The sequence below is a fragment of the Limosilactobacillus sp. genome (assembly GCF_041859915.1).
In the GTDB taxonomy this organism is placed as follows: Bacteria; Bacillota; Bacilli; order Lactobacillales; family Lactobacillaceae; genus Limosilactobacillus.
Genome location: NZ_JBFLGB010000017.1, coordinates 1 through 15,009, shown reverse-complemented (window position 1 = coordinate 15,009; position 15,009 = coordinate 1). Strand labels below are relative to the sequence as shown.

The 15,009-nt window shown below is 47.2% G+C and carries 13 protein-coding genes; all 13 read left to right on the top strand.

The genetic code is table 11. The annotated features are described in order from the left end of the window. The first annotated feature begins 29 nt into the window (after nt 1-29). The 13 genes from ACEYV4_RS03915 (at nt 30) to purD (ending at nt 14,889) form a co-directional block, all read left to right on the top strand. Nucleotides 30-1,691 (top strand): formate--tetrahydrofolate ligase, encoded by a 1,662-nt coding sequence (locus tag ACEYV4_RS03915; RefSeq protein ID WP_373842127.1) that lies wholly within the window; start codon nt 30-32, stop codon nt 1,689-1,691. A gap of 156 nt (nt 1,692-1,847) precedes the next feature. Then, nucleotides 1,848-2,333: a 5-(carboxyamino)imidazole ribonucleotide mutase gene (purE, locus tag ACEYV4_RS03910; protein ID WP_373842126.1), complete on the top strand. Its 486-nt coding sequence runs from the start codon at nt 1,848-1,850 to the stop codon at nt 2,331-2,333. Continuing rightward, the gene (gene purK / locus ACEYV4_RS03905) at nt 2,296-3,453 is read left to right on the top strand and encodes a 5-(carboxyamino)imidazole ribonucleotide synthase (protein ID WP_373842125.1); all 1,158 of its coding nucleotides are present in this window, start codon (nt 2,296-2,298) and stop codon (nt 3,451-3,453) included. The genes purE and purK overlap by 38 nt, the downstream gene beginning before the upstream one ends. A 73-nt stretch (nt 3,454-3,526) precedes the next feature. Continuing rightward, nucleotides 3,527-4,822, top strand: a complete 1,296-nt coding sequence (gene purB, locus ACEYV4_RS03900; RefSeq protein ID WP_373842124.1) for an adenylosuccinate lyase — start codon at nt 3,527-3,529, stop codon at nt 4,820-4,822. Nucleotides 4,823-5,122: 300 nt separating this feature from the next. Continuing rightward, nucleotides 5,123-5,842, top strand: a complete 720-nt coding sequence (gene purC / locus ACEYV4_RS03895; protein ID WP_373842123.1) for a phosphoribosylaminoimidazolesuccinocarboxamide synthase — start codon at nt 5,123-5,125, stop codon at nt 5,840-5,842. Continuing rightward, nucleotides 5,842-6,093: a phosphoribosylformylglycinamidine synthase subunit PurS gene (gene purS, locus ACEYV4_RS03890; RefSeq protein WP_373842122.1), complete on the top strand. Its 252-nt coding sequence runs from the start codon at nt 5,842-5,844 to the stop codon at nt 6,091-6,093. The genes purC and purS overlap by 1 nt, the downstream gene beginning before the upstream one ends. Next, a complete protein-coding gene (purQ, locus tag ACEYV4_RS03885) occupies nt 6,090-6,773 on the top strand; it encodes a phosphoribosylformylglycinamidine synthase subunit PurQ (protein WP_373842121.1) in 684 nt (227 codons plus the stop codon). Before purS ends, purQ begins: the two co-directional genes overlap by 4 nt. Continuing rightward, on the top strand, nt 6,770-8,998 hold the full coding sequence (purL, locus tag ACEYV4_RS03880) for a phosphoribosylformylglycinamidine synthase subunit PurL (RefSeq protein ID WP_373842120.1): 2,229 nt from the start codon (nt 6,770-6,772) through the stop codon (nt 8,996-8,998). The genes purQ and purL overlap by 4 nt, the downstream gene beginning before the upstream one ends. Continuing rightward, nucleotides 8,974-10,437: an amidophosphoribosyltransferase gene (purF, locus tag ACEYV4_RS03875; protein WP_373842119.1), complete on the top strand. Its 1,464-nt coding sequence runs from the start codon at nt 8,974-8,976 to the stop codon at nt 10,435-10,437. Before purL ends, purF begins: the two co-directional genes overlap by 25 nt. Further along, nucleotides 10,434-11,471: a phosphoribosylformylglycinamidine cyclo-ligase gene (gene purM, locus ACEYV4_RS03870; RefSeq protein WP_373842118.1), complete on the top strand. Its 1,038-nt coding sequence runs from the start codon at nt 10,434-10,436 to the stop codon at nt 11,469-11,471. Before purF ends, purM begins: the two co-directional genes overlap by 4 nt. A gap of 12 nt (nt 11,472-11,483) precedes the next feature. After that, entirely contained in the window at nt 11,484-12,065 is a 582-nt protein-coding gene (purN, locus tag ACEYV4_RS03865; protein ID WP_373842117.1) for a phosphoribosylglycinamide formyltransferase, read from the top strand. A gap of 3 nt (nt 12,066-12,068) precedes the next feature. Then, on the top strand, nt 12,069-13,607 hold the full coding sequence (gene purH, locus ACEYV4_RS03860) for a bifunctional phosphoribosylaminoimidazolecarboxamide formyltransferase/IMP cyclohydrolase (protein ID WP_373842116.1): 1,539 nt from the start codon (nt 12,069-12,071) through the stop codon (nt 13,605-13,607). Between the two features lie 22 nt (nt 13,608-13,629). Continuing rightward, nucleotides 13,630-14,889: a phosphoribosylamine--glycine ligase gene (gene purD / locus ACEYV4_RS03855; RefSeq protein WP_373842115.1), complete on the top strand. Its 1,260-nt coding sequence runs from the start codon at nt 13,630-13,632 to the stop codon at nt 14,887-14,889. Nucleotides 14,890-15,009: the final 120 nt, after the last annotated feature.

Here is a 15,009-nt window from a genome sequence, read left to right as displayed (position 1 = left end):
TTATTGTTCGTAAATAGGAGGATACCATCATGATGACAGATATTGAAATTGCCGATCAAGCAGATATTCAACCGATTAAAACAATTGCAGCCAAACTAGGCCTGGGTGAGGATGATATTGAGCAGTACGGTAAGTACAAGGCCAAAATCAGCCTGCCTGTCCAAAGTCACCCGACGAAAAAGCACAAACTGGTCCTGGTAACTTCCATCAACCCTACCCCGGCTGGTGAGGGGAAGTCAACGATCTTGGTGGGACTCGGTGACGCGCTGAACCAGCTTGGTCACCAGACGGTCATTGCCATGCGGGAACCATCAATGGGTCCGGTTTTTGGAATCAAAGGTGGTGCCACTGGAGGTGGTTATAGCCAGGTGATCCCAATGGAAGACATTAACCTGCACTTCACTGGGGACCTTCACGCTCTGACTAGTGCTAACAATACCCTGGCGGCCCTGGTGGATAACTACATCATGCGGGATAACCAGTTAGGCCTGGATCCACGGCGGATTATCTGGAAGCGGGTTGAAGATGTCAATGATCGGGCATTACGGAACGTTGTCACCGGCTTGGGCGGCCTCATGCAGGGTGTCCCACGGCAAACCGGCTTTGATATCACTGCCGCATCTGAATTGATGGCTATTCTTTGTCTGTCCACTGACTTGATGGATCTTAAAAAACGGGTCGGCCGAATCGTGGTCGGCTATACCTATGATAAGCAGCCAGTTACGGTTAAAGAGTTAGGCTTTGCCGACGCAATTACCATTCTTTTGAAGGATGCCATTAAGCCTAACCTAGTCCAAACTCTCGACCATACGCCAACGATTATTCACGGGGGACCATTTGCTAACATTGCTCACGGTTGCAACAGTGTCCTGGCGACCAAGACGGCTCTACAACTGGCTGATTACACGGTTACTGAAGCCGGATTTGGTGCTGACCTAGGAGCCGAGAAGTTTATGGACATCAAGCGTCCCGTTTTAGGTAAGGATCCAGATGCTGTGGTAATCGTTGCCACCGTACGAGCACTCGAATACAACGGTGGTGCTGCTTTGACTGATTTGAAGGATGAACAACTGACGGCTCTTCGTAAGGGAATGGCTAACCTTAATCGACACATCAAGAATATGCAACGTTACGGTGTCCCTTTGGTTGTCGCTATCAACCACTTTGTTACTGATACTCCCGCTGAAATTAAGATGATTGAGGATAATTGCAAGCAGCTCGGGGTTAATGTAGTTGAAGCTGATGCCTGGGCTAAGGGTGGTGCCGGTACGCAAGACCTTGCTAAAGAGGTTGTTCGGCTAGCTAATCAGCCGAGTGAATTTCACCCGCTTTATGACGCTGGGATGACCCCGAAAGAAAAAATTGAAACGGTAGCTACCAAGATTTATGGTGCCAAAAAGGTGGAGTTCAGTCGACGGGCATTGCGACAACTGAAGCAGTTTACTGCCCTTGGTTGGGATAAGTTACCAGTCTGCATTGCCAAGACCCAGTACTCCTTTACCGATGATAAGAATCAGCTCGGTGCGCCAACCGGCTTCACCTTCCATATCCGGGGCTTAGTTCCTAAGCTTGGTGCTGGCTTCATCGTTGCTTTATCTGGCAACATGATGACGATGCCGGGATTATCTAAGGTTCCTGCAGCGGTTAATATGACAATTGATAAGAATGGTAAAATTACCGGATTGTTCTAAGATTAGTTTAAAGAGCCCCCAAATATGGGAGCTCTTTTAGTTTATTCAAATTAATCACGAACAATAAAAATAAAATATTAAATAAAGTTAAGAAATACTATTGAAAAATTGACAAGCCTTTGATATGCTTAAAGCAGTTTTAAGGAGGAATTACTGATGAGCGAAATTAGTGTTGTCATGGGTAGTAAGTCTGACTGGCCAACGGTTAAGCACACCTGCCAGATTTTAGATCAATTTGGGGTCGATTATGATAAACAAGTCATTTCGGCCCACCGGATGCCAGACGAAATGTTCGCCTTTGCTAAACAGGCGGTTGCCAAGGGCACCAAGGTTATTATCGCTTGTGCTGGTGGAGCTGCCCACCTGCCAGGGATGGTCGCCGCAAATACGCCTTTACCGGTAATTGGCATTCCAGGTCAGACTAAAGCACTTGGTGGAATGGATTCCTTACTGTCGATTGTCCAGATGCCGGCAGGAATTCCGGTGGCCACCACCGCGATCGGGGTTGCCGGTGCCAAGAATGCTGCCTTATTGGCTTTGCAGATTTTAGGCACTACTAATTCCAAGATTCAGCAGCGGATTATCGATTACCGCCAGCAAATGCATGATCGGGCAGTTGAAAGCAGTGCAGATCTTGACTAAACCGATGATTCAACAAGGACAAACGATTGGCATCATTGGTGGTGGTCAGCTCGGCCAGATGATGGCGCTCGATGCTAAACAGACCGGGATGAAAGTTATCACCCTTGATCCGACGCCGCATTGTCCGTGTGGTCAAGTGGCCGATGACCAAATCGTGGCTCCATACGCTGACGTGGCTGCCATCAAAGAATTGGCTCAGCGTAGTGACGTTTTAACTTATGAATTTGAAAATGTGGACCTGAATGCCTTACGGGATGTGGCAGACACGGCTTATGTCCCCCAGGGAACGCACCTACTCTATACCACTAAAAATCGGATCCGGGAAAAAACCTTTCTTCGGCAAGCGGGAATGAAGACTGCTCCGTTTATGGCAGTCAAAAATCGTGCTGATCTTTCAGCGGCTATTAAAAAGATTGGTTATCCTTGTGTACTAAAAACCTGTGAAGGCGGTTATGACGGTCACGGTCAAGAAGTCTTGCACAGCGATGCTGACCTTACCAAGTGCGATGGGATCCTCTCTACTAAGGATGCCATCCTGGAAGGGTGGGTTCATTTCGACCTTGAATGTTCGGTCATGGTGGGTCGGAACGAAAACGGTCAAGTGACGGTCTTTCCGGTTGCTGAGAACATTCATCATGATGAAATCTTACATATCAGTATTGTCCCGGCTCGAATCTCATCAGCAATGCAGGCTAAGGCCAAACAAATGGCCGTCCAGATTGCCAAGGCAATTGATCTCCGGGGAATTCTGGGCGTGGAAATGTTTGTCAAACGTGATGGTGAAATTTATATTAATGAACTGGCACCGCGTCCGCATAATTCAGGCCACTATTCCATTGAGGCTTGCAACTTTTCCCAGTTTGCTATCCACAACCGGGCCATTTGTAACTGGCCATTGCCTAAGATTGAGTTGCTTAAACCTGTTGTGATGGTTAACGTTTTAGGTCAACACGTGGCGGGAGTACGTCAACAGATCCCGCTAAAGCCTAACTGGCACTTTCATGATTATGGCAAGGCGGAGATTCGTCATAATCGAAAGATGGGCCACGTTACTATTCTGACTGATGACATTGAGCAAACGTTGCAAGAAATTGACGATACCGGGATTTGGAATGATTAAAGTTCGTCTTTACCCCAAAGAGGAACCTGTGCGATAATGGTTTTGGAATTAAGAATAGAGAGGATTTTGACTGATGATTGATCGCTACACGAGCCCAGAAATGAAGAAGCTATGGAGCCTGAAAAACCAATACCAGTGCTGGCTAGAAGTAGAAATTGCAGCTGATGAAGCCTGGAGTAAGCTGGGCCATATTCCTGCAGAAGATGTGGAAAAAATTAAGAAGAATGCGAAGTTCAGTGTTGACGGAATTGCCAAGATTGAAGCCGTTACCCACCATGATGTAATTGCCTTCACCCGGGATGTTTCTAAGTCACTCGGTCCTGAACGTAAATGGGTTCATTATGGGATGACCTCAACTGATGTGGTTGATACCGCCCAAGGCCTTCGCTTGAAAAAAGCCAACAACATTATTCGCCAAGACATTGATAATTTTATCGATGTTCTGAAAGAAATGGCTGAGAAATACAAGTACACTGTTTGCATGGGTCGGACCCACGGTGTCCACGCTGAACCGACTACCTTTGGCCTCAAGGCAGCACGGTGGTACTCTGAAATGAAACGTAATAAGGAACGCTTTGAACATGCGGCCAAAGGTGTTGAAGCCGGCAAAATTTCCGGTGCAGTTGGTACTTTTGCCGAAATCGACCCCTTCGTTGAAAAATATGTTTGTGATAAGCTCGGTTTACGTGCCCAAGAGATTTCTACTCAAGTACTGCCCCGTGACTTACATGCCGAATACATCGCTACAATTGCCCTGATCGGTTCTAGCATGGAAGAAATGGCTACTGAAATCCGGTCTCTTCAACGGACCGAAATTCACGAAGTCGAGGAACACTTTGCTAAGGGACAGAAGGGATCTTCAGCTATGCCACATAAGCGTAACCCGATTGGCTCCGAAAATATCTGTGGCTGTGCCCGTCTGCTTCGGGGATACATGGTTCCGGCCTATGAAGATATCCCGCTCTGGCATGAACGTGATATTTCCCACTCCAGCGTTGAACGGGTTGTTCTACCAGACGTCACTTCGCTGATTGATTACATGTTGAAGCGTTTTGGCCGGATCCTCAAGAACTTAGACGTCTTTCCTAAGACGATGAAGAAGAACATGGGGAAGACCCTGGGATTAATCTACTCTGGTCGTGTTCTCCTCAAACTGGTTAATTCTGGTATGAGTCGGGAGTCCGCCTACGATCTGATTCAACCATATACTGCTAAGTGTTGGGCTGAACAGATCCCATTCCGGCCGTTGTTGGAGAAGGACCCGACAATTCAGAAGCAACTCACCAAGAAAGATCTTGATGATGCCTTTGATTATCACTGGCACTTACGACACGTTGACGATATTTATAAGCGAATCGGTTTAGATTAAAAATTGAAAAGCACTCGATAATCAATTATCGAGTGCTTTTTTGGTTTTAAGCATTGAAGTAATTTTTCTTTGCCTTTTTCAAAAATTGAGCTTTAACGACTGAGTTAACAAACAAGTTAACCAGCCTTTTTAATTTGTTTGCAATAAACACGAACGATTTTATTTAAAAATAAAATATTGTTTGATATTACTATTGACAATCATGATAGTAGTTGTTATATTGGTGACATAATATGTGAACAATAATTAACTATATATAAATATAGTTCGTATTTATAACTAAAAGGAGTCAAAATTAAAATGGAAAAGCTGATTTATACCGGAAAAGCAAAACAAATGTGGCAGACAGATGATCCTGACGTTTTACGAGTGGTTTATATGGATCAAGCCACTGCATTGAACGGTAAGAAGAAGGAACACTTCGCTGGTAAGGGGGCTGCCGCTAAGGCAATTTCCGACCTGGTTTTCCATTATTTGATTAAGCATGGAATTCCAACTCACTTTATTAAGCAGCTTTCTCCAACTGAGGACCTTGTTAAGAAATGTGACATGTTCCCATTGGAATTTGTCACCCGTAACGTTATTGCCGGTCACTTTGCCAGTCGTTATGGCCTTGATGAAGGAAAGGTTTTGCCTGAACCCGTTGAGGAAACCTTCTACAAGAGTGATCAGCTGAACGATCCATTTATTAATGAATCCGGCACGATTGCCTTAGGGATCGCCAGTCATGCCGACTTAGAAAAGGCATGGAGCCTTAGTCGTGAGGTTAATGGTCTCCTAAAGCCACTCTTCGAAAAGGCTGGGATGCAATTAGTGGACTTTAAACTAGAATTTGGCCGCTTAAGTGATGGCAAAATTGTCCTTGCCGATGAATTTTCACCTGATAACTGCCGACTTTGGGACCTTAAGACTAAGCATCATATGGACAAGGATGTTTACCGGCGGAAGCTAGCCGACCTCACCACGACTTATGATAAAGTACTGGCTCGGTTGCAAAAGGTAGTGAAGGAGGAAGCCTAATGACTAACGTTCGCATCTTTGTTACTTATAAACAATCTGTTTTTGACCCCCAAGGTGAAACGATCAAGAATGCTATTCATACGCTGGGTCACGATGAGGTTACGGACGTCAAAGTTGGCAAGTTCTTTGATGTGACTTTGAATGCGACTGGGAAGGCTGTCGATAAGGCAGTTCAGGAAATTGCTGACCAGCTACTAGTGAATTTCAATATGGAAACCTACCATTACCAAGTATTGGAGGATGCAGAATGAAGATCGCGGTAATTGTTTTCCCTGGTTCTAACTGTGATATTGACCTGTATGAAGCTTTAGGTACGGTTTGTGGTGCCGACGTTGACTACGTTTCTCACCATGAAACGAGTCTAGATGATTATGATGCGGTAATGCTACCGGGTGGTTTTTCATACGGAGATTACTTGCGGGCAGGAGCAATTGCTCGTTTCACCAACATCATGCCGGCAATCATCAAGATGGCCCACGAAGGTAAGCCGGTTTTTGGTACCTGCAATGGTTTCCAAATCCTGACTGAAGCCGGACTTTTGCCGGGGGCCCTCAAGCCTAACGATAGCCAACGCTTCATTTGCAAGACTGTTCCTCTCGAAGTGGTTAACAACCGGACATTATTTACTTCTCAGTACAAGCCCCATGAACGGATTAAGTTACCGATTGCCCACGCGGATGGTAGTTTCTATGCTGATCAGAAGACATTGGACCAGCTGGAAGCCAACCACCAAGTAGTATTCCGGTATGCGGAGGAGAATCCAAATGGTAGTTTGCGAAATATTGCTGGAATTACTAACCAGCGTGGTAACGTTTTGGGAATGATGCCCCATCCTGAACGAGCGGTGGAAGCTATCCTTGGTAACACCGATGGCTTGCGACTCTTCAAGTCCCTGTTGGCAAACGGTAGTGTAAAGGTGGCAGAACAATGAAACAAGCAATGACCCCTGAAGAAGTCAAAGAAAAGAAACCTTACTTGGATTGGAGCCTAAGTGAGGACGAATATAACTACATCAGCAAGCACCTGCTTGGTCGCCTGCCCAACTATACGGAAACCGGCCTTTATTCGGCAATGTGGAGTGAACACTGCTCTTATAAGAAATCTAAGCCGGTTCTCCGGCTATTTCCTAATAAGAACAAACGTGTTCTCCAGGGCCCTGGTGAAGGTGCCGGAGTTGTCGACATTGGTGATGGACAAGCGGTAGTTTTTAAAGCCGAAAGCCACAACCACCCTACAACGGTGGAACCTTACCAGGGAGCAGCGACCGGGATTGGTGGAATCCTGCGGGACATTTTTTCCATGGGTGCTCGACCGGTGGCTTCCCTCGATTCGCTTCACTTTGGCGAATTAAATGATGCCAAAACTCGGATGAAGGTTGACGGTACAGTGCGAGGTATCGGCGACTACGGTAACTGTATGGGTATTCCGACAGTCGCTGGTGAAACGACCTTTGATCCTTGCTATGCCGGAAATGTTCTCTGTAATGCTATGAGCGTTGGCTTGATGAATCAGAAGGATATCCAAAAAGGACGGGCTGCTGGAATCGGTAATGCCGTAATGTATGTCGGCGCGAAGACCGGCCGTGATGGTATTCACGGTGCTACTTTTGCCTCTGCCGACTTTTCTGACGAAAATGCCACCCAGCGTTCCGCCGTTCAGGTTGGGAACCCCTTTATGGAAAAACTACTGGTGGAAGCTTGCTTAGAATTAACAACCAAGCACCCTGATTGGCTAGTCGGCATCCAGGATATGGGGGCTGCTGGAATTGTCTCTTCCAGTGCCGAAATGGCTTCGGAAGGGAAGAGTGGCATGGAATTAAACCTCGACCTAGTTCCCCAACGTGAAACTAACATGTCTGCCTATGAGATTATGCTGAGTGAGTCTCAGGAACGGATGCTGCTCTGTGTTAATAAGGGTCATGAAGAGGACGTCAAGAAGATTTTCGATTTCTATGATCTCGATGCGGTTACGATTGGCCGGATTACTGAAGGCCACCAATATGTTTTACGTCACGATGGTCAGGTTGTCTGCAATATTCCAGTTGCTAGTTTAACCGATGATGTCTTAGAAGAATCGAGTGAAGAGAGAAAGCCAGCTCGGATCACTAAGGCGGAGCACCAGCCGTCCTGGCAGCCAGTTGTCAAGGACGCGGAGCAAACTCTACGTAGGCTTTTAGGCCAATCCACAGTTGCCGACAAGAAGGCCTTTTACCAACAATATGATTCGCAGGTTCGGACCTGTACCGTAGTTGGCCCCGGTAGTGATGCCGGTGTTATTCGAGTGCGGGGGACTCATAAGGGCCTGGCGATGACGACCGATGGTAATGGGCGCTTTGTTTACCTGAATCCAACGGTTGGTGGCCAGATTGCCTTGGTTGAGGCCGCGGCTAACATCATTTCCAGTGGTGCTCAACCATTAGCAATTACTGACTGCCTGAATTACGGGGACCCTAATGATCCTGAAATCTTTTGGGAACTTCACCAGTCGGTCGCTGGGATGGCGCAAGCTTGCAAGATCTTTGACACACCAGTTATTTCCGGGAACGTTTCCCTTTACAACGAAAATAATGGCCACGCCATTTACCCGACACCGATGGTTGGCATGGTCGGCTTAATTAAAAATATTGACCGAGTGGTACCTAGTTTTGCTCAGCACGCCGGTGATCGCGTATACCTGGTTGGTGATACCCGCGATGATTATGCTGGGTCAGAGCTTCAGAAGATGATGACGGGTGACATCAGTGGGCTGGTGAAACCATTTGACCTTACCCATACTCATGATTATATGAAGCGCTTATTACATACGATGACTAATGGCCATGTCGCTAGTTGTCATGACCTCAGCGAAGGCGGTCTTGGAGTAGCCTTAGCAGAGACACTCTTTAAGACTGACTTGGGGATGAACTTGAACTTACGTCACCTGTCGAGTACTCGCCTCTTTAGTGAAACACCAGGTCGCTTCGTGGTGACGGTTCGTCCTGAACATGTGGCAGCTTTTGACCAAGACCTTGGTGACGATGCCCACTATGTTGGAACCGTTACTAACACCCACTGGCTAGAAGCTCACCTGATGGACAATGAAATTAATCAAAATGTTAGTGCACTGCAACAAATCTGGGAGGAGGCGATTCCGTGCCAGATGAAATTAAAGGCTTAAACGAAGAATGTGGTGTCTTCGGTGTTTTCGGCGCTCCAGATGCTAGTCAACTGACCTACTATGGTTTGCATACCTTACAGCACCGTGGTCAGGAAGGGGCTGGAATCGTCTCTAGTGATGGAACAACTTTGTACCAGCACCGTGATCGCGGACTATTGGCCCATGTCTTTGCCAATCCGGCCGAATTAAAACGGCTGGTGGGAGATGCCGCGATCGGTCACGTGCGTTATGGCACCAGTGGTCATAACTCAATCGCCAATGTTCAGCCATTTCTTTATCATTTCCATGATGGCGACATTGCCTTAGCGCATAATGGTAACTTAACTAATGCGGTTACCTTACGGCGTCACCTTGAAGATGATGGGGCGGTTTTTCAGTCTGATTCAGATACCGAGATTCTGATTCACTTAATTCGTAAGCACATTAAAGAGGGCTTTATTCCAGCTCTCAAGAAAAGCCTCAACCAGGTGCACGGTGGCTTTGCCTTCTTGCTTTTGAAAAAGAATTGCCTAGTGGCCGCCTTAGATCCTAACGGTATCCGTCCGCTGTGTATTGGACGAATGGCCAACGGTGCCTATGTAGTTGCTAGTGAAACCTGTGCTCTCGATATTGTTAATGCTAACTTTGTTCGGGATGTTCAACCGGGCGAATTAATTGTGATCGATCGTGATGGGATGCATATCGATCACTACACAACCGATACCCAGTTAGCTATCTGCTCAATGGAATATATTTATTTTGCGCGGCCGGATTCGATCATTCACGGGGTGACGGTCCATAACGCTCGTAAACAGATGGGTCGTCTTTTGGCTCATGAACACCCGGTCGATGCCGATATGGTGATTGGGGTACCCAATTCATCCCTTTCAGCTGCTTCTGGTTACGCTGAAGAAATTGGCCTGCCCTATGAGATGGGCCTGATCAAGAGTCAATACGTTGCTCGGACCTTTATTCAGCCAACCCAAGCGTTGCGCGAACAAGGCGTCCACATGAAACTATCCGCCGTTCGGGGAGTAGTTAGGGGTAAACGGGTCGCGGTCGTTGATGATTCTATCGTCCGTGGTACGACCTCTCGTCAAATTGTTCAGATGCTGCGACACGCTGGAGCCAAAGAGGTTCACCTTTTGATTGCCTCACCGCCGTTTCGTTTCCCGTGTTTTTACGGAATTGATATCTCGACACGGTCTGAACTGCTGGCGGCCCACTACTCGGTAGAAGGAATGCGCCAACAAATCGGTGCCGATTCGCTTGGCTTTCTAAGCGTTGATAGTTTGATCAAGGCGATCAGCGTTCCCGATGCCGGGGATGCTCCCTATGGTGGTTTGACCGTGGCCTACTTTAATGGCCATTATCCGACACCACTGTACGATTACGAAGCTGGTTATTTGAAGTCATTAAACGAACAAGAGCGACGGGCACGAAAGGAACGATTATCATGAACCGTTACCAAGCAGCTGGCGTCAATGTCAACGCCGGCTATGAATTAGTTCACCGCATCAAGGCGGCAGTGAAATCAACCAACCGGCCAGGAGTGATGACTGGTATTGGCAGTTTTGGTGGCATGTTTGATCTGGGAAAGTTACATGTGAAACATCCAATCCTCATTTCCGGGACGGATGGTGTCGGTACCAAGTTATTAATTGCCCAAAAAATGGGTAAACATGATACGGTCGGCATCGATGTAGTAGCCATGTGTGTCAATGACGTCTTGGCCCAAGGCGCAGAACCACTCTTCTTCCTCGACTATATTGCGACTGGCCACAATGATCCAGCCAAGATGGCTGCCATTGTCCAAGGGGTTGCCGCTGGCTGCCGTGATGCTAAGACCGCCCTAGTTGGTGGTGAAACGGCTGAGATGCCGGACATGTATGCGCCAAGTGAATATGACCTAGCAGGAACCGTAACCGGGGTGGTTGAAAAAGATGAGTTACTGACGGCAGAACTTCCTCAAGCCGGAGATATCTTATTAGGCTTGCCATCAAGTGGCCTTCACTCCAATGGCTTTTCTCTGGTTCGGCAGATTCTCTTTAAAGATCATGATGTTCAACTGACTGACCGGCCTGCAGAATTGGGTGGTAAGACAGTTGGTGAAACTATTTTGACACCAACCCGGATTTATGTCCGTCAATTGCTGCCTTTGATTCACCAGCACTTACTTCATGGGATCAGTCACATTACTGGTGGTGGGTTAATCGAAAACGTTCCACGGATGTTTGGTGACCAACTCCAGGCAGTAATTGATCCATCGACTTGGCCATCATTACCGGTCTTTAACTACCTGCAAAAGCTGGGCCACTTACCAACCGCTGACTGTTTTCAAACTTTTAATATGGGCCTGGGGATTGTCCTGGCAGTAGCTCCCGAACAAGTAGCTACGGTTCAAAAGCAACTAAAAGCGGCCGGTGAAACAAGTTACCAGATTGGTCAACTTAAGGCCCGACCGGCTGGCCAAGAGAAGATTGTGATTAAGTGAGGCATTAATAAAATGAAAACTGCAATTTTTGCATCGGGCAACGGCACTAACTTCGAAGCTTTAACTAAGCATTTTCAAGCTGGTGACTTACCTGGTGAACTAGCATTACTATTTTGTAACCACCCGAAGGCTCCGGTGATGGCCCGGGCCAAGCGGCTTGGTGTGCCAGCAGTGGCCTTTACGGTTAAATCCTGTGGGGGTAAGGAAGCCTACGAGAAAAAACTCTTGGGCGTCCTGCAAAAGTATCAAATTGACTTTATTGCCCTGGCTGGATACTTACGGGTAGTTGGTCCAACCATCTTAAATCATTATGACCACCGAATCATTAACTTGCACCCGGCTTGGTTACCGGAATACCCAGGACTACATTCAATTGAACGCGCCTTTAATGACCACCGCAGCCAAACGGGGGTCACGGTTCATTATATTGATGCCAACTTGGATTCTGGGCCAATTATTGCTCAGTGTCATGTTCCTATTCGAAATGATGATACTGAGGAAACTTTGGAAGCTCGGGTTCACGCAACGGAACACCAGTTATACCCGTTGGCGTTAAAAGAAGCATTGCTGGCATTAAACGAAAAGGAGAATTAAGTCATGAAACGTGCATTGGTAAGTGTATCTGATAAGAAAAATCTGGTTCCTTTTGTTAAAGGCCTGACAGAAAACGGCTACGAGATTGTTTCTACCGGTGGGACCAAGAAAGTACTCGATCAGGCTGGTATTAAGACGATCAGTATTGAAGACGTTACCCATTTTCCGGAGATCCTCGACGGCCGGGTTAAGACCCTGAATCCTTATGTTCATGGTGGCCTCTTAGCACGCCGGGAATTGCCAGAACACATGGCCACCCTTAAGAAACTTCACATTACCCCGATTGACCTTGTTTGCGTCAACCTTTACCCATTTAAGGAAACGATTGAACAGCCGAACGTTAAACTTGCTGATGCTATTGAAAACATTGACATTGGTGGCCCATCGATGGTGCGGTCTGCTGCGAAAAACTATCGTGACGTTACCGTTGTCGTTGACCAGGGCGATTATGACCAAGTGCTAAATGAGATTAAGACAAATGGCAATACCACACTTGATACCCGGGCCAAGCTTGCCGCCAAAGCCTTCCGTCACACTGCCGCTTACGATGCCTTGATCTCTCAATACTTGACTAAGCAAGTTGGCCTGGAGGATCCAGAACAATTAACCCTAACCTGGAACCTTAAGGAAACGATGCGTTACGGGGAAAACTCCCATCAAAAAGCTTGGTTATATGAGGATGCCTTACCGAAGGCTTATTCCGTTTTGTCCGCAAAACAACTCCATGGTAAGAAATTGTCTTATAACAACATTAAGGATGCTGATGAAGCCCTACGTTGTATTCGAGAATTTGACCAGCCGACTGTTGTCGCAATGAAACACATGAATCCTTGTGGTATTGGCCGGGGTACTACGCTAGAACAAGCTTGGGACCGGGCCTATCAGGCTGATCCTGTTTCCATTTTTGGTGGGGTCATTGCCCTGAACCGCAAAGTAGATCTAGCAACTGCCCAAAAGATGCACAAGATCTTCCTGGAGATTGTCATTGCTCCCGGCTTCGATGACGACGCCTATGCTGTATTAGCCAAGAAGAAGAATATTCGTTTACTTAGTCTTGACTTCTCTAAGAAGAACGAGCCGACTAAACATGAAGTGGTTTCCGTGATGGGCGGGATGCTGACTCAAGAACAGGATACTTTGCAGGAAGACTACCATGACTGGAAGTGTGTCACCGATGTCAAGCCAACCGAAGACCAGCTTAAGACATTGATGTTTGCTTGGAAGGCCGTTAAGCATGCTAAGTCTAATGCCATCGTGGTGGCCAATGACGAACGAACACTCGGCGTTGGTGAAGGTCAGCCTAACCGAATTGATTCTCTGAAAATTGCTGTCAAGCACGCTGGGGACGCAATCGATGAATGGACCGTAATGGCTTCCGATGCCTTCTTCCCGTTTGGTGACTGTTGTGAATTTGCCGGCAAGCACGGTATCAAGGCCGTAGTCCAGCCGGGTGGTTCTATTCGCGACCAAGAATCCATTGATATGGCGAACAAGTATGGCATTGCCATGGTAATGACTGGCGTTCGGCATTTCCGTCACTAAATTAATTGAGGAGGTCAAAATGATGGCAGAGCAAGTCAATGTTTTGGTTGTTGGTGAAGGCGGCCGTGAATTTGCTATTGCTCATAAGCTTCAGCAAAGCAAGCATGTTAAACAGGTTTATTGTGCTCCTGGCAACGTAGGGATGACCACGGTTGGTGTTCAACCAGTTGCCATTGCGGAAACTGATTTTGCGGGTTTAATTAAATTCGCCAAAGAACACCAAGTTGCCTGGACTTTTATCGGCCCCGAAGATTGTCTGGTAGATGGAATCGTTGATGACTTTCGTGCCGCTGGACTGAAAGCCTTTGGCCCGACTGCCCGGGCCGCACAACTCGAAGGCTCTAAGGACTACGCCCTCAACTTTATGAATCAGTATGGTGTGCCAACTGCGCGACACGCTTCCTATCGTGATCAAACAGCGGCCATTAAGCATGTTGACCAGTTTGGCTTCCCGGTCGTTATTAAGGAAAACGGCCTCGCTGGAGGTAAGGGGGTCGTAATTGCTCAAGACCGGCAGACGGCTATCCAAACTATTAAGGACATGTTTGCCAGTGGCCAAGCGCGCTTAGTATTAGAAGAGTGTCTGCAGGGACCCGAGTATTCAATGTTTGTCCTGCTCAGTGATGGCCATTATCGTATTTTGCCGATGGCTCAGGACCATAAGCGTGCTTATGATGGTGATCGCGGCCCTAATACTGGGGGAATGGGCTCCTACAGTCCATTACCGCAGCTGAGTGCACAAGACCACCGACGCATGATTGATGAAGTGGTGGTGCCAACCGTGAAGGGATTAGTAGCGGGTGAATATCACTACCACGGCATTCTTTACATTGGCCTGATTATGACAGTTGATGGTCCGAAGGTAATTGAATATAACGTCCGACTCGGCGACCCAGAAACCCAAGTAATTCTTCCCCGGTTGAAGACGGACCTCTTTGAACTAGTCGATGCTGCCTTAGATGACCGTGCCATGCCAGCGATTGAGGTTGATCCTGCGGCTTGTTTTGGAGTGGTTCTGGCTTCTCAGGGTTATCCTAAAAAGCCAGTTCATGGACAAGACCTCGGAAAGTTTCCAACTGCCGATGGAATTGAGATTGCCTATGCTAATGTTAATGGTAAGCTTGACGATCTCCATGGTGCCGGAGGACGACTTTTGATGGTGTTGGCTCAATCCGCTAGTCTCCAGGATGCTCATGACCGGGTGTACCATTATCTTGGTCAGTTGGATGAGCCAGAATGCTTTTACCGTCATGACATTGGTGCCAAGGCAGGCCTAAAATAAGTTAATTAAACGCGTCTTACTAATAACGGTATGGCGCGTTTAATTTTCGTGACTATTTTCACAAAAAGTGGGTGATTTAGCATCTTTCTATTGGCATTTATCCGGGATTGGATTAAAATA

Coding starts and splice junctions, on each gene's coding strand:
- ACEYV4_RS03915 (WP_373842127.1), top strand. CDS start 30: ATGATGACAGATATTGAAATTGCCGATCAAGCAGATATTCAACCGATT.
- purE (WP_373842126.1), top strand. CDS start 1,848: ATGAGCGAAATTAGTGTTGTCATGGGTAGTAAGTCTGACTGGCCAACG.
- purK (WP_373842125.1), top strand. CDS start 2,296: ATGATCGGGCAGTTGAAAGCAGTGCAGATCTTGACTAAACCGATGATT.
- purB (WP_373842124.1), top strand. CDS start 3,527: ATGATTGATCGCTACACGAGCCCAGAAATGAAGAAGCTATGGAGCCTG.
- purC (WP_373842123.1), top strand. CDS start 5,123: ATGGAAAAGCTGATTTATACCGGAAAAGCAAAACAAATGTGGCAGACA.
- purS (WP_373842122.1), top strand. CDS start 5,842: ATGACTAACGTTCGCATCTTTGTTACTTATAAACAATCTGTTTTTGAC.
- purQ (WP_373842121.1), top strand. CDS start 6,090: ATGAAGATCGCGGTAATTGTTTTCCCTGGTTCTAACTGTGATATTGAC.
- purL (WP_373842120.1), top strand. CDS start 6,770: ATGAAACAAGCAATGACCCCTGAAGAAGTCAAAGAAAAGAAACCTTAC.
- purM (WP_373842118.1), top strand. CDS start 10,434: ATGAACCGTTACCAAGCAGCTGGCGTCAATGTCAACGCCGGCTATGAA.
- purN (WP_373842117.1), top strand. CDS start 11,484: ATGAAAACTGCAATTTTTGCATCGGGCAACGGCACTAACTTCGAAGCT.
- purH (WP_373842116.1), top strand. CDS start 12,069: ATGAAACGTGCATTGGTAAGTGTATCTGATAAGAAAAATCTGGTTCCT.
- purD (WP_373842115.1), top strand. CDS start 13,630: ATGGCAGAGCAAGTCAATGTTTTGGTTGTTGGTGAAGGCGGCCGTGAA.